The organism is Kribbella sp. NBC_01510 (assembly GCF_045040325.1).
In the GTDB taxonomy this organism is placed as follows: Bacteria; Actinomycetota; Actinomycetes; order Propionibacteriales; family Kribbellaceae; genus Kribbella.
Genome location: NZ_CP109418.1, coordinates 5063282 through 5081056, shown reverse-complemented (window position 1 = coordinate 5081056; position 17775 = coordinate 5063282). Strand labels below are relative to the sequence as shown.

The 17775-nt window shown below is 68.1% G+C and carries 21 protein-coding genes; 8 read left to right on the top strand and 13 right to left on the bottom strand.

Features of this window, described 5'->3' with window-relative positions:
* Nucleotides 1–76: 76 nt before the first annotated feature.
* Entirely contained in the window at nt 77–604 is a 528-nt protein-coding gene (locus OG558_RS25590) for a MarR family winged helix-turn-helix transcriptional regulator (RefSeq protein WP_405065289.1), read from the bottom strand.
* A gap of 72 nt (nt 605–676) precedes the next feature.
* Between OG558_RS25590 and OG558_RS25585 the strand changes: the two genes are divergently transcribed.
* Both OG558_RS25585 and OG558_RS25580 read left to right on the top strand, forming a co-directional pair.
* Nucleotides 677–1105, top strand: a complete 429-nt coding sequence (locus OG558_RS25585; RefSeq protein ID WP_405065288.1) for a PPOX class F420-dependent oxidoreductase — start codon at nt 677–679, stop codon at nt 1103–1105.
* Complete coding sequence (locus tag OG558_RS25580; protein ID WP_405065287.1) at nt 1102–1560, top strand: nitroreductase/quinone reductase family protein; 459 nt, start codon at nt 1102–1104, stop codon at nt 1558–1560. Before OG558_RS25585 ends, OG558_RS25580 begins: the two co-directional genes overlap by 4 nt.
* A 149-nt stretch (nt 1561–1709) precedes the next feature.
* Here OG558_RS25580 and OG558_RS25575 read toward each other — a convergent pair whose 3' ends face one another.
* Nucleotides 1710–2087, bottom strand: a complete 378-nt coding sequence (locus tag OG558_RS25575) for a hypothetical protein (protein ID WP_405065286.1) — start codon at nt 2085–2087, stop codon at nt 1710–1712.
* Between the two features lie 259 nt (nt 2088–2346).
* Between OG558_RS25575 and OG558_RS25570 the strand changes: the two genes are divergently transcribed.
* Complete coding sequence (locus OG558_RS25570; protein ID WP_405065285.1) at nt 2347–3651, top strand: phosphodiester glycosidase family protein; 1305 nt, start codon at nt 2347–2349, stop codon at nt 3649–3651.
* Between the two features lie 18 nt (nt 3652–3669).
* Nucleotides 3670–4206, top strand: coding sequence for a YbhB/YbcL family Raf kinase inhibitor-like protein (locus tag OG558_RS25565; protein ID WP_405065284.1), 537 nt, complete (start codon nt 3670–3672; stop codon nt 4204–4206).
* Here the strand turns inward: OG558_RS25565 and OG558_RS25560 are convergent.
* A complete protein-coding gene (locus OG558_RS25560; RefSeq protein WP_329475148.1) occupies nt 4203–4712 on the bottom strand; it encodes a hypothetical protein in 510 nt (169 codons plus the stop codon). The genes OG558_RS25565 and OG558_RS25560 overlap by 4 nt on opposite strands.
* 90 nt (nt 4713–4802) lie before the next feature.
* Here OG558_RS25560 and OG558_RS25555 point away from each other — a divergent pair, with 90 nt between their 5' ends.
* Together OG558_RS25555 and OG558_RS25550 are read left to right on the top strand one after the other, a co-directional pair.
* Nucleotides 4803–5306: a sigma-70 family RNA polymerase sigma factor gene (locus OG558_RS25555; protein WP_329475147.1), complete on the top strand. Its 504-nt coding sequence runs from the start codon at nt 4803–4805 to the stop codon at nt 5304–5306.
* Nucleotides 5303–5908 carry an anti-sigma factor family protein gene (locus OG558_RS25550; RefSeq protein WP_405065283.1) on the top strand — a complete coding sequence of 202 codons (606 nt, stop codon included), beginning with the start codon at nt 5303–5305 and terminating at the stop codon, nt 5906–5908. The genes OG558_RS25555 and OG558_RS25550 overlap by 4 nt, the downstream gene beginning before the upstream one ends.
* A gap of 1 nt (nt 5909) precedes the next feature.
* On the opposite strand, the gene OG558_RS25545 is transcribed toward OG558_RS25550, so the two are convergent.
* The 4 genes from OG558_RS25545 to OG558_RS25530 all read right to left on the bottom strand — a co-directional run bounded on the left by OG558_RS25545 (nt 5910) and on the right by OG558_RS25530 (nt 9668).
* A complete protein-coding gene (locus tag OG558_RS25545; protein ID WP_405065282.1) occupies nt 5910–7166 on the bottom strand; it encodes a hypothetical protein in 1257 nt (418 codons plus the stop codon).
* Nucleotides 7167–7170: 4 nt separating this feature from the next.
* Entirely contained in the window at nt 7171–8706 is a 1536-nt protein-coding gene (locus tag OG558_RS25540) for an alkaline phosphatase D family protein (protein WP_405065281.1), read from the bottom strand.
* Between the two features lie 147 nt (nt 8707–8853).
* On the bottom strand, nt 8854–9228 hold the full coding sequence (locus tag OG558_RS25535; RefSeq protein WP_405065280.1) for a DUF1304 family protein: 375 nt from the start codon (nt 9226–9228) through the stop codon (nt 8854–8856).
* On the bottom strand, nt 9225–9668 hold the full coding sequence (locus tag OG558_RS25530; RefSeq protein ID WP_405065279.1) for a cupin domain-containing protein: 444 nt from the start codon (nt 9666–9668) through the stop codon (nt 9225–9227). Before OG558_RS25530 ends, OG558_RS25535 begins: the two co-directional genes overlap by 4 nt.
* Before the next feature lie 147 nt (nt 9669–9815).
* Between OG558_RS25530 and OG558_RS25525 the strand changes: the two genes are divergently transcribed.
* Nucleotides 9816–10865 (top strand): helix-turn-helix transcriptional regulator, encoded by a 1050-nt coding sequence (locus tag OG558_RS25525; protein ID WP_405065278.1) that lies wholly within the window; start codon nt 9816–9818, stop codon nt 10863–10865.
* Here the strand turns inward: OG558_RS25525 and OG558_RS25520 are convergent.
* Entirely contained in the window at nt 10852–11751 is a 900-nt protein-coding gene (locus tag OG558_RS25520; protein ID WP_405065277.1) for an AraC family transcriptional regulator, read from the bottom strand. The two genes, OG558_RS25525 and OG558_RS25520, sit on opposite strands and share 14 nt — an antisense overlap.
* A 120-nt stretch (nt 11752–11871) precedes the next feature.
* Here OG558_RS25520 and OG558_RS25515 point away from each other — a divergent pair, with 120 nt between their 5' ends.
* Nucleotides 11872–12723, top strand: coding sequence for an SDR family oxidoreductase (locus tag OG558_RS25515; RefSeq protein WP_405065276.1), 852 nt, complete (start codon nt 11872–11874; stop codon nt 12721–12723).
* 51 nt (nt 12724–12774) lie between these two features.
* Here OG558_RS25515 and OG558_RS25510 read toward each other — a convergent pair whose 3' ends face one another.
* Genes OG558_RS25510 through OG558_RS25490 form a run of 5 tightly spaced genes read right to left on the bottom strand, consistent with a single transcriptional unit; the run spans nt 12775 to nt 17749 of the window.
* Nucleotides 12775–13950, bottom strand: coding sequence for an N-acetylglucosamine-6-phosphate deacetylase (locus OG558_RS25510; RefSeq protein ID WP_405065275.1), 1176 nt, complete (start codon nt 13948–13950; stop codon nt 12775–12777).
* A complete protein-coding gene (locus OG558_RS25505; protein ID WP_405065274.1) occupies nt 13941–14684 on the bottom strand; it encodes a sugar isomerase domain-containing protein in 744 nt (247 codons plus the stop codon). Before OG558_RS25505 ends, OG558_RS25510 begins: the two co-directional genes overlap by 10 nt.
* Nucleotides 14677–15417, bottom strand: coding sequence for a 6-phosphogluconolactonase (locus tag OG558_RS25500; RefSeq protein ID WP_405065273.1), 741 nt, complete (start codon nt 15415–15417; stop codon nt 14677–14679). Before OG558_RS25500 ends, OG558_RS25505 begins: the two co-directional genes overlap by 8 nt.
* Nucleotides 15417–16238 carry a fumarylacetoacetate hydrolase family protein gene (locus OG558_RS25495; protein WP_405065272.1) on the bottom strand — a complete coding sequence of 274 codons (822 nt, stop codon included), beginning with the start codon at nt 16236–16238 and terminating at the stop codon, nt 15417–15419. Before OG558_RS25495 ends, OG558_RS25500 begins: the two co-directional genes overlap by 1 nt.
* On the bottom strand, nt 16235–17749 hold the full coding sequence (locus OG558_RS25490) for a hypothetical protein (RefSeq protein WP_405065271.1): 1515 nt from the start codon (nt 17747–17749) through the stop codon (nt 16235–16237). Before OG558_RS25490 ends, OG558_RS25495 begins: the two co-directional genes overlap by 4 nt.
* Nucleotides 17750–17775: the final 26 nt, after the last annotated feature.

Genomic DNA, 17775 nt, shown 5'->3' with positions numbered 1-17775 from the left:
TCAACGGCTTCGGCACGGCTGGATCGTATAGGAACGGTTCACCCCGAACCCGGGGCCGGTTTCACCGGTTGGACCCTCAGCACGCACCGTGTCCGGACCGGCACGTGTCGATGATGCCGGCCATGGTCGCGCGGAAGTGTTCACGGTCGGGAGCCCCGAGTGGCTCGAGCAGCTGGTTCAGCGCGTCGCTGACGTCGGCATGGAAGGCCGTCGCCGCGCGGTGGCCGGCGTCGGTGAGCGTCACCTGAACGGCCCGCCGGTCGCCGGGAACCCGCGAACGCTCGGCCAGCCCACGCTTCTCGGCCCTGTCCATCAAGCCGGTCAGCGCGGCCTTCTCGACGCCGAAGCACTGCGCCAGCTCGGCCATTCCCTTCGGACCACCGAGCAGGACGCAGAGCAACCTGGCCTGGACCGGCGTCAGGTCGTGCCGTTCGGAGAGGCTCGCGTAGATGCCCTGCACCACGCCCGTCAGCTGCAGCAGCCCCGCGGCGGCATCCATCCGGTCCGCATCCAGGTCGACCGCGTGCAGCAGCGGCGCAGCCGGGCGCAGGTCCCTCGCGGCGCGAGCCCGCACCGGACCGCCGGGCGTCTCCGTCTCACTCACATCCACTAAGGTACATGGCATGTATAGTTAACATTGCGTACAGTACGCGGCGTTAACTATCGAGGAGAAGCGATGTCTTTCAGCGACGAGGAGCTCGCCTACCTGCGATCCCAGCAGCTGGCCCGGATCGCAACCGTCTCCAGCGACGGCCAGCCGGACGCCGTACCGGTCGGGTTCGAGTACGACGGGACCCACCTGTTCATCGGCGGCATGGACCCCGCCAGGACCCGCAAGTTCCGCAATGTCCGCGACGGGAACACCAAGGTCGCGGTCATCCTGGACGACCTGGCGTCCGTCACCCCGTGGGTCCCGCGCTACCTGCGCATCTACGGCAACGCCGAACTCGTCGAACGCGAAGGCCGCTTCGGCCCTGGCGCCTACCTGCGCATCACGCCGACGGTGTCGTGGAGCTTCAACCTCGAAGGCAAGCCGTTCACTCACGACAACCGCGTCACCACGACCCGCACCGTCCACGCAGCCGAGGCGGTGAACGGCCGATGAGCTTCGACACCCAACCAGGCACGCGCGGCGCCCGCCAGCCGAAGGGGCGCATGATGAGCTGGATGAACCGCCTGATGGCTCGGCGGGTCCGTCGGCGCGGCGCCAAGTTCCTGGGCTTCAACGCGATGGCCCTGACCACAGTCGGTCGCAAGAGCGGTCTCGAGCGGACGACGCCGGTCGGCTGGTTCCCCGGGACCGACGGGAGCTGGCTGGTGGTGGCCTCCGCGGCCGGCGCACCAGGCAACCCTGACTGGTACTACAACCTCGCCGCCCACCCCGACCAGGTCCGGATCGACGTTGACGGCAAGACCGTGGACGTACGCGCGGAACAGTTGCACGGACCGGAGCGCGCGCAAGCGTGGGACCAGATCACGACCGCCGCACCGCGGTTCGCGCAGTACCAGGTGAAGACCGACCGCGAGCTTCCGGTCATCCGGCTGGTTCCGCGGCACTGATCCATCGCCTGGCACGATCCGACGAGTCCATGAGGAACTCCGGGGGCGGCCGAGGTTGACAACGAGGGCGAAGCGCCGTGCGTGCAAGGAATTCTGCACCTTTGAGGCCAGCTGGTCCTATCGGCACGGCACTTCGTTGCCGCCGAGGCTCAAACAGCGTAGGTGCAGTGTTCGGCCGCGCCTGCGAAGTTCAGATGGAAGCATGCCCGCGCGAGATAACCGGGTCCGTCCCAGTATTCGCCCGTACTGGCCAGGTCCGCGGCCCCGGACAGGTTTTGGAGGATGGCGGTTCCCGCGACCGACGACCAGGTCGCGCCGTTGGTGGTCGAACGCTCGAGCACCATGGTGCAGTTCCAGCCCGCGTGGTCGTTGTAGTAGAACGCTCGAGCATAGTTGTTGGAATACAGCTGCACCTCTGCGCGGCAATAGCCGGCAGCAGTGTCCTGCTGAACCTCTTGCCACGTGCTGGTGCCGCCGCGAGTCTCAGCCTGGGCAGCGGTCTGGGTGCCGACCAGGATGGCTGTCACGCCGACGGCGACGGACGAGGTGCGAAGTACTCGTCTACGCATGCGGTACGAACTCCGTTTCTCTGACGTCCATCGTCTCTCTCCCACGAGAGAAACTTTGAGATTCGGATTGTACGGATCCCGTAGGGTCACCCGACTGGCCGGGTTCGAGGACACATCGTCCGGCTCACGCCGAGGCACTGAACCGTAACCTGTCAGATGCTGCCCAGTCAGCGGCTGGAGTGGAAAGATTCCACCACCGGACCCGACGATGGACAGCATGACTACTTCCGCTCGAGTATTCCGGGCTGCGCTGGGTGCGGCCGCGGTGTTGGGTGTGGTGACGGCCGCGATGGTGCCGTCCGCCGGTGCGGCTCCGATCGATGGGGTTGGTACGGCGGCTGTGCTGGTGCCGGCCGGGCAGGGGCTGCCGATCGGGGACGCGGATCTGGTGGAGACCCGGACCAGCCAGGTGCTGGCTCGCGGGGTCACGCTGACGCGGATCGTGCGTGGGACCGACCCGGCGCCGGCCGACCAGATCAACACCACGCCACGCGGCCCGTGGGTCGTCAATGTGCTCACCATCGACCCGGCGAAGTCGAAGGGCCACCTCAAGACGACGTACGGTCCCGACCTGGCCCGCGTCGAGAAGACCTCGGACCTGGTGAAGTCGGCGGGCGCGCTCGCCGGGGTGAACGCGTCCTTCTTCACCTTCACGGCGGACCCGCTGTACCCGGGTGACCCGGTCGGCCTCGGCATCTCCGACGGCAAACTGCTGAGCGAGCCCCTGACCGACCCGACCGAGGCCAACCTTCTGATCGATGCCAAAAGCAACAAGGTGGTCATGGGCCACCTGAGCTGGTCCGGCACGATCCGGAACCGCTCCACCGGCGCCGAACTCCCACTCGAGTTCGTCAACCACCCGCCGGTGATCCCGGCCGCCTGCGCCACGCTGCCCGACCAGACCACGTGCACCACACCGGGTGATGTCGTACTGTTCACCCCCGAATTCGCTGCGGCGACTCCGGCCGGCGCTGGCGTCGAGGTGGTGCTGGATCGGCGTGGATGCGTCGTACGGACGGCGACCGCGCGCGGCACGACCCTGACTCCGAGCCAGACCTCACTCCAGGCGACCGGCCAGGACACGGTCGCGCTCCTGAAGGTCAAGGGCTGCGTCCGCACCGACCTGAAGGTGTCGAACGAGAACGGCGACAAGGTCCCGCTCCACAACGGCCTGTACGGCGTGACCGGTCGCTACCGCTTGACGGCGAACGGCGAGATCGTCGTACCGGGCGGCACCGGCAGCTTCTTCGACCGCAACCCGCGCACGATCGCCGGTACCACGTGGGACGGCAAGGTCGTGCTCGCGACGATCGACGGCCGGCAGACGACGAGCGTCGGTACGACGATGAACGAGACGGCCGCGGTCGCGAAGGCGCTCGGTCTGCGGAACTCGATCAACCTGGACGGCGGCGGCTCCACCGCGATGGCGCTGCAGGACGGGACGGTGGTCAACCACCCGAGCGGCACCGGTGGCGCCGAACGCGCCGTCGGCGACGCGATCGTCTTCGTCCCCGGCCGGTAACACCAGTACCTTGAAGGGGTGCGACTACGGCTCGGGCTGTGGACGACCGTCCTCTTCGTGACGGCCGGGTGCGGTGGTGGCCAGGCGAAGGAGCCCGCCACCACCGCCCCGGCCAACATCACCGTGACCAGTACGGCGTTCCGCGACGGCGGCCCGATCCCGCGCAAGTACACCTGCGAAGGCGACGGTGTCTCTCCACCGCTCGCGTGGACCGGGCTGCCCGCCGGCACCGGCGCGCTGGCGATCGTGGTCGACGATCCGGATGCACCACGCGGCACCTTCACCCATTGGGTCGTGCTCGACCTCGAGCCCACGACCGCGTCGATCGCCGAAGGACAGCTACCGCCCACCGCGAAGCAGGCCGCCAACTCAGCCGGCAAGTCCGCGTACTACGGTCCCTGCCCACCGAGTGGAACTCATCACTACCGCTTCACGATCTACGCGTTGTCCCAGGCAACCGGACTGCCCGATGGCACCAAGCTCGACGAGGCACTCAAGGCGATCGACTCCAAGTCCATCGCCCGCGGCCGCCTCACCGCGCTGTTCGCCCGCTAGTAGCCGTAGCCCCCACCACCCGTGGATGACGGCGCCTGCGTCGGCGCCGCGGCCGTGGTGGTCGCCGCGTGCCAGGTGAAGGCGGTGCCGGCGAACGCGTCCTGCACGTTGTTTCCCTTGCCTTGCCCCGGCCCGTTGTCCAGGTTGAACGTGTACAGCGGCTTGCCTTGGTACGTGAGCTGGTCGTTCCCAGTGTCGGTCCGCTTGACCACTCCCAGTCCGGGCATCTCCTTCGCCGCATCAGCGGATCCGGCGACCGGCATCCAGAAGCTCAAGCAGCCCGCCGTGCATCTGATCGTGCCGCCGGCCTCCTGGTCGGCGAAGTACAGCGTCTTCCCGGCCGAGTCGACCAGGGTCTGACCGACGCCGTCGACCGCCCGCACGGAGACGGCGCCGCTCTCGGCGGGCGGCGGGTTCCCGGCCGCCTGGTTCGCGCCGCCACCCCCGCACGCGGTCAGCGTCGCCAGTCCGACTATTGCTCCAAGCAACAATTTCCCAGATTTCATCCGAGGTCACTCCTCTCCCTGACGAGTACGCATTCGAGGGCCGGGAGGTTCAGTTGAACCCTTGACGGCTTTTCCGCGTATCTGTCGGGTGTGGATGACGACACGGTGATCCGCGCGCTGTACGACAGGTACCGGCGTCCGTTGTTCGGCTACGTCCTGCGTTCGGTGGGCGGAGATCGCCAGTACGCCGAGGACATCGTGCAGGAGACGATGACGCGGGCGTGGAAGCACTCGGCCGACCTGGATCCTGAGCGGGCCGGCCGCTGGCTGTTCACGGTCGCGCGCAACCTGGTCATCTCCGGACAGCGCAAACGCGTCGCCCGGGTGACCGAGGTACCGATCGAGGACCGCGAGTTCCCGGCGCTCGGTGACGACATCGACCGCGTGCTGCAGGTCTGGCAGGTGGTCGAGGTCCTGCACGGCCTCAGCCACGACCACCGGCAGGTGATCATCGAACTGTTCTACCGGCGGCGCACCGTCGCCGAGGCGGCGGTCGTCCTCGGGGTTCCGCCCGGGACGGTGAAGTCGAGGAGCTACTACGCGCTGCACGCGTTGCGCGCCGCCCTGGAGGAGCGAGGAGTGACCGGCCCATGACGTGCCCGGAGACCATCACGATCGGCGCCTACGTCCTCGGTGCACTCGATGCGGCGGAACGGCGTACCACCGAGCAGCACCTCGAGACCTGCGCCGCTTGTCGCGAGGCCCTCCTCCAGTTCGCCCAGCTGCCCGGACTGCTGCACGTCGTACCTGTCGAAGACATCGAGTCGCACGAGCCGGAGCCGCCACCACTGCAACTGCGGAAGCGGCCGGTCCGTCGCAGGTGGCTGCTGGCGGCCGCAGCCGCGGTGATCGTCGGCGGTGCGCTCGGATGGCAGGTGATCGACCACCCGGACTCGACGACCTGGACGGCGACGAACGGCGTGGGCGGCATCGACACCACGGCCGAGCTGACCAGTCATGGCTGGGGCACCGACATCGAACTCCGAATGACCCACCTCAAGCCCGGTGAACACTGCATGCTGATCGTGCACGGCCGGGACGGGACCGTCGAGACGGCCGGCTGGTGGGCGGCCCCGAGCAACTACCGGGCCGACGTGCCGGCCAGTACGTCGATCCCGCTGCACGACATCGACCGGCTCGAGGTGGTCACGGCCGGGGACGCCGTGCTGAGCACGGTGTCCCCGGCGACGCGGTGATTCACCAACTGTTGTTGGAGATTCCAGTGCCCAGGACGACCTGGTCGTAGGTGTTGCCGTCGTTGTCGTCGGTGTAGGCGACGGCCACTTCGGCGTACGGCGAGACCGCAACCGTCATCTGCTCCTGGCGGCCGGCCGTGACGGAGCTGAGCTGCTGGGACGACAAGCGGCCCGTGTCAGTGCCGTCCGTACCGAAACCGCGGACCCAGACATCGAGGTCGGCGGCCTGGATGGTCCAGCCGACGACCGACTGAGACTGATCGTCGATGCCGACCGACGGCGCCTCGCCGCCGACCGCCACTTCGACATCGGCGTACCGAGCGGCGCCGGTGGAGTCGAAGGAGCGTGTCCACACCCCCGCCGTACCGGTGTGGTCCGACTCCCACGCGACCGCGAAGTCGCCGTTGAAGTTGGCCGCCACCGCAGCGTGCGTCTGCTGGCCACCGCCGTTGAAGTTCGCGATCCGGCGCGACAGGGTGGCCGCACCGTTGGTCCGGCCCAGCCGGATCAGCCCGATGTTGTACGCCGCATTGGCGTCCCCGTCCTCGTCCCACACCACAACCGCGTCACCGGACGCCGACACGGCCACGTCCGGGTTGTGATGCTGTCCGGTTGTCTGCGATGCCGTGACCTCCCAGGCCCGGGTTGTCGGCCCGGTGTACCCGGCCGCCTTGACCATGGCCTGCGCACCAGTCTGGATGTCCTCCCACACCACGGTGAACGCGACCGCGGCACTGGTCGGCGCACCATCAGGGTCGACAGCGACGCGCGGGTTGATCTGTTGACCATCGGCGCTGGTGTTGGCGTTGCCGGTTGCGGTCACCGTGCCAGCGGTATTCACGACGCGGTACGGGATGTTGTAGAAGCCGTTGCCGTCCGGGTCGTCCTGCCACACCACGACTGCGTTGCCTTTGTCATCCAGTCCGACGTCGGGGTGCAAGTGACGCCAGTTGGTCACACCACTACTGCCTCCGGCCGACAGCTTGACCTCGTACAGCGACGTCCCGTTGTGGAACACGCGAAGGAATATCTCGCTGTGTACGTTGTCGGTCGCGTTGTCGGTGTCGCGGTCGTCCTCCCACGCCACGGCCACGTAGCCGTTGCGGTTGGTCGCAACCGACGGAGCGTCCTGGTCGCCGGTGGCCACGCTGTTGGCGGTCACCCAGGTCGGTGTGGCGATGTGGGCGTCCGCAGTGGTGGCGGTGAAGGTGAGAGTCGTCGCCGCCAGCGCGGTGATGGCCAGTGTCTTCTTCATCATCGCCTCACACCGCCTGCAGGCCGGGCTGGCCCTCTTGGACGACGAACGACTTGAGCGTCGAGGCCACGGCGCCGTGCTCCGACACCTTCGCCACCGCACGGAAGTCGGCGTTCAGCTGCGTCGGGCTGACCGTCGCACGAATGTAGCCGCGCCGGTTGCTGTAGAACTTCAACCACGGGTTCGTCCCCACGTCCGGGATCGCGGTGGTCACGTCGCCGTCGCCGCTGGACGTCACCGAGCTCGTCACCAACTCGCTGCCGATGGTTGCCGAGTTCGCGTTGTTGTAGTCGGCCTTCAGGTCGTTGCCCCAGGCACGGTGTACGTCGCCCGTGAGCACGACGGGGTTGCGGACGGCACGGTCCACCCAGCCCTGCTGGATCCGGGCCCGGGACGCGCGGTAGCCGTCCCAGGAGTCCATGCTCGCACCGGTCGAGTTGAACCGCCGCGCGAAGAACACCTGCTGGCCGATGATGTCCCACGTGCCGAGGTGCTGCCCGAGGCCGTCCAGCAGCCAGGTCTCCTGCGGGTTGCCCGGCAGGCTGCGCGTCGCCAGATCCGCGTCGGAGCAGATCTTCCACCCGTCACCACAGGCCTGGTCGTCGCGGTACTGCCGGGTGTCGAGCATGTGGAACGTCGCGAGACTCCCCCACCGCAACCGCCGGTAGAGCTGGATGCTGTTGCCGCTGTTCACCTGTGCGGGCCGCAGCGGCATGTTCTCGTAGTACGCCTGGTACGCCGCGGATCGACGGGCAGTCCATTGCGCGGCGGTCAGCGCAGGAATGTTGTTCTCGCGGATCGTGCCGGCGTAGTTGTTCTCCACCTCATGGTCGTCCGGTACGAGGATCCACGGCGCGACCGCGTGCGCGGCCTGGAGATCCGGGTCGGTCTTGTACTGCGCGTACCGACGGCGGTAGTCCGCAATCGTCACAACCTCGTTGCCGAGGTGCAACCGCGGGCGTCCGGCCGTGGGGCCGTACTCGTAGATGTAGTCACCCAGGTGCAGGATGACACCGGGATTCTCCTCGGCCATCCGCCGGTAGACGGTGAAGTACCCCTCCTCGTAGTGGGAGCAGGAGGTGAAGGCCATCACCAGGTCGCGGCCGTTCGTGCCGACCGCCGGGGTGGTGCGGGTGCGGCCGACCGGTGAGAGCTGGCCCTGCGCGCGGAAGCGGTAGTAGTAGTCGGAGTCCGGGTTGAGGCCGCCCGCGACGACGTGCACCGAGTGGGCGGCGGCGTACTGCGCGGTCACGGAACCGAACGCGACGAGGGTGCTGAAGGTGTCGGTGGTCGACACCTGCCAGTCGACGACGACGTCGGCGTTCGCCATCCCGCCCTGGCCGTCGGCGTTCAGGGGCGACGGGGCCAGCCGGGTCCAGAGGACGACGCTGTTCGCGTCGGGTTCGCCGGAGGCGATCCCGAGCTGGAACGGGTACGGAACTGCCGCGGTCGCTGCGATCACGGCCGAGCGGACCGGGACGGCGCTGACGCCGGCCGCGGCAAGTCCGCCGAAAACAAGGGTCCTGCGACTGATTGGGCTCATGGGCCTCACCTTCACTGCTACTCAGGGCGGCAGGCACCCGGACCGTGGAAACTGTCGGTGACATTCCGGGAACCTTGAGTGTGCATGGTGCTCGATGCCCATGGTGGCGCAGACTGTGTAACTTTCCTACAGCTGGCGCCGTTCTGCTCAGTTGAGGGCGAGGATGAGCAGGACCGCGGCGGGCACGCCTTCCATCAATGAGTTGAGCCAGAGCTTTGGCTGCGAGATGACCAGCACGACAGCCATGAACGTGTGCTGAGCGGCGGTGAACACGATCAGCGCCTGGCCCTGCGCGAGGTGATCGGTCTGCACCAGGACGACGCCCGCGACCAGAGCGGCCGCGGTGGTCAGGTTGTACCAGCCCAGGTTGACCGTCCACATCCGGACCGCGTCGAGATCGCCCGGCTTGGTGAGGAACATCGGGTAGAGACTGGGGTTCCGGTAGAGGATCGCCTCCATCACGAACACCACGGTCAGCACCACCGCGATGAACACGGCCAGCACCTGCGCCGCCGTACTCATGCTGTCGCTCCTGAAGCGAGGGTGACGCCGTGGCGGCCCGAGATCTCTCCCAGCGCGGCGCCGTCCGTCGGGTCGACGGTCGCGAGGTCGGCGAAGAAGGCGCCCATCCGGCCGGTCTGGCTGACGGCGAGGAACTTCGCGGCCGGCGTCAGTACCGAGAACGTGTTCAGCGTGCCGGCCGGAATGCTGATCGAGGCGCCGGGCCCGAGGTCGTAACCCTGATCGCCTGCCTGGACCAGGATCCGGCCTTGCAGCACGTAGAACGCCTTGCTCCAGGACTCGCTGTGCGGCGGCGAGGCCGGTCCCCGCGGTGCGTCGATCTCGAAGATCTCGTACTGCTCACCCGTGTGCTCGGCGCCGATCTTCACGGTCACGGTCGCATCCGGAGCGACGTACTCCGCGCCGGTGCCCGCCGTGCTGAGGTGCACTGATTCCTTCATGATGTCCTCCCCTTGTCGGTAGTCCTGGCTGCGACGCTACGAAGCGGCAGACCGCCTTTGAATCCCGCCGCAGTGGGCTCAGGAAGGGCCTGGAATCCCCATATTTCCGGGATAGGCGGCACCGGTACGGCGGCGCATACTGAGCCCATGTGGGAGGGCCGGGCGCGAGCCGCGCGCCGGGACATCGCGGCACTCGCGACGTCGGGACTGGGCGTCGTGGACCTGCATGCGGCCGCGATCGAGGTGGTCGAGCAGGTCATCGGCAGTGAGCTGACCTGCTGGGCCGGCATGGATCCGGGCACGCTGGTGATCAGCTCGATGACGAGCGGCCGCGCCCGCATCCCGCCGGAGTACGAGCCGCGGCTGGCCGAGACGGAGTACGGCGGAACCGACCCGAACTCGTTCGCCGAGCTGGCCCGGCACTCACGCTCCGTGGCACGTCTGTCCGATCTGCCCTATCGCGAGGTCGTCGGGCACCGGCGGCTGAACGAGGTGTGGCGGCCGCTCGGGATCGAGCACGAGGTGCGGGCGACGTTCACGGTCGACGGGGACTGCTGGGGTGCGGCCGGGTTCGTCCGCAGCGGGCCGGACTACAGCGATCGCGAAGTGGAGTTCCTGGGCTCGGTGGCGCCGGTGATCGGCGCGGCCACCCGCGTCGCTGTACGGACGGACGCGCACGGGTACCGCGGCGGGGTCGGCCCGTCGATCGTCGTCACCGGGCCAAGCGGCAAGCCACGCGCGATCACCGCGGCGGCCCGGACCTGGCAGGACGAGCTGAACGAGATCGCGCCGGGGCGGTTCGAAGTCCTGCTTCGGGCAGTCGTGACCGGCACCCGGGCCGCCCCGGCCGGGACGTTCCAGGCCCGCGTGCAGACTGCGTCGGGTGGCTGGGTCGTCTTGCAGGGCAGCCGATTGATCGGGGACGAGGAAGAGGTCGTCGTCACGATCGAGCCCGCCTCGGGCCATCACCTGGTCGGCATGTTGCTGGCGGCGTACGGACTGACCACGCGGGAACGGGAGATCTGCCTCGAGGTCATCTCCGGGCACACCACCGCGGGGATCGCCGATCGGCTCTCGATCTCACCGCACACCGTCCAGGACCATCTGAAGGCCGCGTTCGGCAAGGTCGGCGTACGCAGCCGCGGCGAACTGGTCGCCACGCTCCGGCCCGACGACCTGACGGTCAGGCGAGGGTGAGCTGCCGGCGGTAGGTCCCGGGCGGGATGCCGAAGTCCCGCTTGAAGGCCTTGGCGAACGCGAACTCCGACGTGTACCCGATCTCCTTCGCCACCGTCGCGAGCGGCCGATCGTGATCCCGCAGCAGCCGGGCCGCCGTCGTCATCCGCCACCGCGACAAATAGGTCAGCGGCGGCTCGCCAACAGCCTCGGTGAATCTCCTGGCGAAGGCGGCCCGCGACAGACCGACTCTCGACGCGAGCTCGGCGACGGTCCACGCCGCGCCGGGCTCGGCGTGGATCAGCTCGAGGGACTGCGCCACGGCGGGATCGGTCAAGGCCCGGGACCAGTCGCTCTCGGTCGGGCAGTCGCGATCCTCGAACCAGGCCCGCAGGATCAGCACCAGCAGCGCATCGACAAGCGGCGGTACGACGGCCGCGGCGCCGGGGCGCTGGGCGTCGAGCTCCTCGCCGAGAATGCCGATCGCGGTGTGCAGCGTGCGATGCCGGCCCGGGTCCGCGGGGACATGGACGACATCGGGCAGCCTGCTCAGCACCGGATGCGGCCGCTCACGATCGAGCCGGTAGGTGCCGCACAGCAGGAGCGAGCGCGCCCCGTCGCCTTGGACGGGCTTCTCGACCGCTGGATCGAAGTCGACCAACGGAGACTCGGGATGATCCGCCAGCGCGTGCTCGAGGCCGCGGGGCATCAGCACCACGTCGCCCGGACCCATGGCAACCGGCGTCCCGCCCGGCGGCAGCAGCCACGCCGTCCCCTGCAGGACAAGATGGAAGGTCGCGCCGAACGAGTGCGCGAAGCGCAGGCCCCACGGCCCGCGGACATCAGTCCGGCCGGACGTGGCCGGCCCGGTCCGGAGCGCGGAGACGACGTCGGCAAGAACATCCATGATTGGAATCATACGCTACGCGGTTGAGACGATTAGACATAGATCAGCGCTTCGCTGACATAGATCCGCTCGTGACAGCTGCCTAGGCTCGGTGACACAAACCAACGACAAGGAGTACGGATGAGCATCGTCGTCACCGCCGCCACCGGTCATCTGGGCCAGCTCGTCATCGACGAGTTGCTGGAACGCGTTCCGGCCGACCAGGTCGTCGCGGTCGCGCGGAACGCCGCGAAGGCTGCGCCCCTCGCGGCTCGCGGCGTCGAGGTCCGGGTTGCCGACTACAACGACCCGGCCGCGCTGGCCAAGGCTTTCGGCGCCGGCGACACGGTCCTGCTGATCTCCGGTCTCGAGGCCAACCGGGTCGCCCAGCACCAGGCCGTGATCGACGCGGCCAAGGCGGCCGGCGTCGAGCGGATCGCGTACACCAGCGTGCTCGGCGGTCCGGAGGCCGACTTCGACCTGGCCGCCGACCACATCACCACCGAGCAGGCGATCCTCGACTCCGGCCTGCCGTACACCTTCCTCCGCAACGGCTGGTACCACGAGGTCTACACCGAGCAGATCGCCGTACAGCTCGAACACGGTGTGATCGGCAGCGCGGGCGATGGCAGGATCGGATCGGCAAGTCGGCGCGACTACGCCGCTGCGGCCGCCGTCGTGCTGACCGGTCAGGGCCACGAGAAGACGGCGTACGAGCTGAACGGCGACACGGCGTGGACGCTGACCGAGTACGCCGCGGAGCTGTCGAAGCAGTCCGGCAAGGATGTTGCCTACAACAACGTTCCGGCCGAGACGCACGTCGGCGTCCTCACTGGTGCCGGACTCCCCGAGCCGCTGGCCCGGATCTTCGTCGACGTCGACAACGCGATCGAACGCGGCCGCCTGGCCGGCCGCGGCTCCGATCTCACCCGCCTGATCGGCCGCCCGACCACACCCCTACCCGACGCCATCGCCACCGCTCTGCAGAAGTAACGGTTTGTCCGGTACGACGTGCGCGCGTACGTCGTACCGGCATCCGTCTGCTTAGCGGAACGACAGCGTGCGATCCCCCGGCTGCCAGTCGAAGGTGATCACGTCCGAGATCCGAGTCCCCGGCTGAAGCCGCTCGGCGACTGGGATCATCCGCGTGGAGTTGATGATGCGCGCGGGGTTGACCGTCGCCATCGTGAGTGCGTCGGCCAACGAGAACGCTCCGGCTGCCCAGGCGACCCCGTCCGCGAGTGGCGCGGCCGCCCCCGCGAGGTACGGCGTACCCCGCACGAGTAGCCGTCCGTCGTCTGTGAGCTCCACATCTCCGCCGGTCGTCGACGAATAGTTGCCCGGCGCTTGGCCTCCGACCGCGACGGAATCGGACACCAGAAACGACCGCTCGATGCCCTTCGCCCGGACCATCGCGACGAACGTATCCACCGGCAGATGGTGGCCATCGGCAATGAACCCGGCCTGCAGCCGATCCTCCGCCAACTGCGCCCACAGGTAGTTGGGATGCCGCGGCAACTGAGCATGCGCACCATTCCCAAGATGCGTCGACAAGCTCGCACCCGCATCCACCGCGGCACGCAGCTGCGCCGCGTCAGCATGCGTATGCCCGATCGCCACCCGAGTGCCGGAGGCAACCACCGCAGCAATGAACTCCGCACTCCCAGCCCAATGCGGCGACACCGTGATCAACCCGACCAGCCCACCCGACACCTGCTGACACAGCTCGAACTCAGCCAGATCAGGCGCCCGAACCTCAGCCACATCGTGACACCCCCGCGGCCCCTCCTGATCCGAGATGTGCGGCCCCTCAAGATGCACAAACGGAATCGCCGCCGCAACCTCCGCATGCCGCCGCCGAGCCTCAGCGACAACGCTCACGGCCCGCCGCATCCGCTCACCGCTCGCGGTAATCACCGTCGGCACAAACGTCGTGACCCCAACTCCCCGCAACGCCTCCCGCAACCCCACAACGGTCTCGACCGACACCCCCTCCCCATTCAGGTCGAACCCCCCAAACCCATTGACCTGCAAATCAACAAGCCCAGCACTGATCCACGGCGCCTTCCCCGCACCACCCCCACGGTGGGGCGGCTCGACCTCGGCGGGGCCGGGCCCGTGTGGCTCGCGGTGGATGGTGGTGATGCGGCCGTCGGCGTGGTCAAGGTGCAGGAGGTCTCCTGACCACGGGTCGCGCCCGGACAGCGTGCCTACAGCCACCGGACTCGCCCCCGGAATCGGCCGATGAAGGCCGCGTTGGCCTCGTCCCCACCCGGCGCGTTGCCACTCCGCCACACCGGCGGTACGACGTCCCGTTCGATCAGCAACTCGATCGTCCGCATCACCAGCGTGTTGAGCGCGAACGCGTTGGCAAACGTGGAGACCGCGCCGACCCGCTCAGGCATTCCGTCGACCTCGAGCACCGCATCGCCGATCGGGACCTTGGTATCCACGGCCACGTCCACCACGTCATGCAGGTTGGCCGCGGACGGATGCCGAGCCGGGTGATCCTTCGCCGTCTTCTCCGCATGCTCGCGCGAACTCACCCCGATCGTCCGCACACCCCGCTCCCGCGCAGTTAGCGCCGCGTCGATGAGCGCTGCATTGATCCCATACGCGTTCACCAGTATCAGCAGATCATCCGGACCGAGCCCGGCATTCTCGATCACGATGCGACCGTACCCAGGCGTACGCTCCACCGCCATCGAACGCAGCGCCCCGTTCGACAGCAGCGTCCCTTCATCCAGGATCGCCGACACATGCATCAGCCCGCCGGCCCGGAAGAACACCTCCTGCGCCGCAAGATTGGAATGCCCGCCCGGCCCGTAGACCTGAATCAGCCGATCAGCCGCCACCTGATCAGCCATCATTCGCGCCGCTGCGCCGATCGACTCGCCCTCTTCACCCTCTATCCGGCCGAGCAGCTCCGTGATCGCGGCCAGGTACTCACTCATCGCCAAACGCCTCCCGATCGACGAACAACCGAGCCCGCGAATGTGTACGGAGCACACTGGCCGGCACCGCCGGATCCACAGCCCCCTGCAGAGTTCGCCGTACGGCGTCCCGCTTCGCCACCCCTGACACCATGCAAAAGACCTCCCGCGCCGACAGCAGACAAGGCACGGTCAACGTCCAAGCATGCGTAGGTACGTCGTCAATTCGCGCGAACAAACCTTCATCCACCTGCTGCCGCCGACTCGTCTCGTCGAGCGCGACGACCTGCACGATGTCCGTCGTACCGAAGTCCGCCGGTGGATCGTTGAACGCCAAATGCCCGTTCACTCCGATCCCCGCCAGCACCACATCGATCGGCGCTGCCGAGACCAAACCCGCATACCGAGCAGCCTCGGCCTCCGGATCGGCACCACCCTCCGGGTCGAACACCGTCAACGGCGCCGGCGTCGTGAAGTGCCGACGCAACCACAGGCCAAACCGTTGCTCCGCGTCAACCGGCAGGCCGACGTACTCGTCCATGTGAAACGCCTGGACCTTCGACCAATCGATGCCCTCAGCAACGGACAGTGCGGCAAGGGTCTGCGTCTGGCTCGGTGCGGCGGCCAGGACCAGCCGGGCCGCGCCTCGCTCGTCGATCGTCCGGCGCAGGGAGTCCGCCGCCGCAGCCGCAGCGGCGGCACCCAAGGCACTCGGATCAGGAAAGACCTCGACAGCGAGCTGGTCGACGATCATCAGACCAGCCTCGAGTGCTGCTCGCCCAGGCCGTCGGCCCAGACTCGGAGGACGTCGCCCGCGCGAAGGAAGCGCGGCGGCTGCTGCCCGGAGCCAACACCGGCCGGCGTGCCGGTGCTGATCACGTCGCCCGGATAGAGCGTCATGAACTGGGAGATGTAGTGCACCAGATGCGCGACCGAGAAGATCATCTGCGCGGTCGAGCTGTCCTGCACCGCATCCCCGTTCACCTCGAGCCCGAGCTTGATCGCCTGCGGATCAGGAACCTCATCGGCGGTCAGCACCCACGGACCGAGCGGACAGAACGTCGCCGAGTTCTTCCCCTTGTCCCACTGACCGCCGCGCTCCAGCTGGAAATGCCGCTCCGACACGTCGTTGACCAAGACATAGCCCGCGACATGCTCCAGTGCATCCGCCTCGTTCTCGAGATAGGCCGCCGTACGCCCGATCACCACCCCGAGCTCGACCTCCCAGTCGGTCTTCTCGCTGCCCCGCGGAATGACGATGTCGTCGCGCGCACCGACCACCGTGTCCGGCGCCTTCAGGAACAGAATCGGCTCGGTCGGCGCCTCGTGACCACCCTCGGCCGCGTGGTCGGCGTAGTTCAGGCCGACACACACGATCTTCCCGGGACCGAGCGGCGCGGCCAGCCGCACGTCCTCGAACGCGGCGACCGTCTCCACATTCGCGCCGGCGGCACGCTCCCGCCACCGGATCGCGTCAAACGCCTCGGCCTCACCCGGCAGCGTCACCACCCGACCGTCTTCGGCCAGTACGGCGTCCCGTAGCCCGACGTCGGTGTGGACACGTAGCAATCTCACTTATTCCTCCAGGGAGCTTGTTTGGCCCAGTTCAAGTACGCAATACCCAATGCATGGGACCCTTGCACCGGCACGAGATGCACCGCGTCGTAGACACGCAGGGACTGCTGGTAGACGACCGGGTCATGCTCGGCGTACGCACCCCACCGCGCACACTGCACCGCGTTGGCCGGCACAGCGTCCGCCGTACCGTCGACGCGTAACCACACCTCGGTCGCCGACCGGATCACCTTCTTCGTGAACGTCGCGGTGAACCGCTGCACGTCCGCCGCGAGTCCAGTATCGATCCCCGCCTCGTACGCCGCGTGGACGAACTCGAGACTGATCGCGGCGTGACTGATGTCCTCGATCTGCCGCGAGGCCGGGTACGACGGCGTGTACTCGGAGATGCCCGCGGTCTTCGGGTACCCGGCGTACAACTGGCTGTAGGGCGGCCAGTAGGGCCAGACATACGCCCCGTCGGCCCCGAGGGTCAGGCCAGCTCGGTACTGGTTGAGCATGGCGACGATCTTGGTGCGGGAGCGCTGCTCCCCTGTCGCGCGGTAGAGCTCGACGATCACCTGGCCGAGACCGTGACTCTGGTTGTACGGCTGGATGGCGCCGTCGAACGGAATCGGCGCACCCTTCGGCCAGACATAATCGCCGCTCGCCGCGTACTCCTCGTCATGGAAGGCGACGGCCTCGCGCGCGGCCTCCAGCAGCTCGACCGCCCGCCGACGACGGCCGCCCTTCTTCAGTCTCGGTGACTGCATTACCACGCGGGCGTAGCGAGCCAAGGGGAACGCGATCATCCCGGTGTGCACGGCGAACACGTAGTACTGCGGCTGGAACCTGATCGTCGTCGCCACGGGAGCTGGCGCTGACTCGGGCGAGGTCCTGAGATCGACCGCAGTCCACCGGAGCGCTGCTGTGTAGGCGTTGTTGACCGCGGTGACAACGTACGACGCGGCCGACGGATCGAACGAGACTCCACGCAAGGTGACCATCCCGGTGATACCAGGGTTCCTGAGGACAAGGTCGAACATGCTGCCGGACACGTTCGAGACCTCGGCCGTCGACTCGGCGGAGCGCGCCCCGGACCACCGGAGCTGGACGGCCGGCGTGCCGTTGCCGTCGGGGAGCACGCCGTGGCCGGCCGTGTAGTTGCCCGCGCTGCGCCAGACCGTGCCCGACCGCCCGCGGTAGTCCGTCACGCCGCGCGCCTTGTCGGTAGTCGCGAGTACGTAGGCGGCGCGTTGCTCGAAGGTCTGTAAGTACTTGAGATCCTGATACGCCTCGTACATCCGGAGCAGGCCCAACATGAAGTACGACTCACCCCACGCATACAGCCCGACCTCGTTGTTGGTGGGATTGGTCGCGAGGTATGCCGCCTGGGCCGCATCGAAGGCCTCGGGCGAGTCGTAGACGAGGGCGTCGGCGAAGGCCGGGACGGCGGAAGTGCCGGCCCAGGCGAGGGCTCCGGTGGCAGCGGAGCCCAGGAGCAATGTGCGGCGGGTGATGTGTGGAGTCATCTCGTGGCCTCACTGTGTCGTCGGGG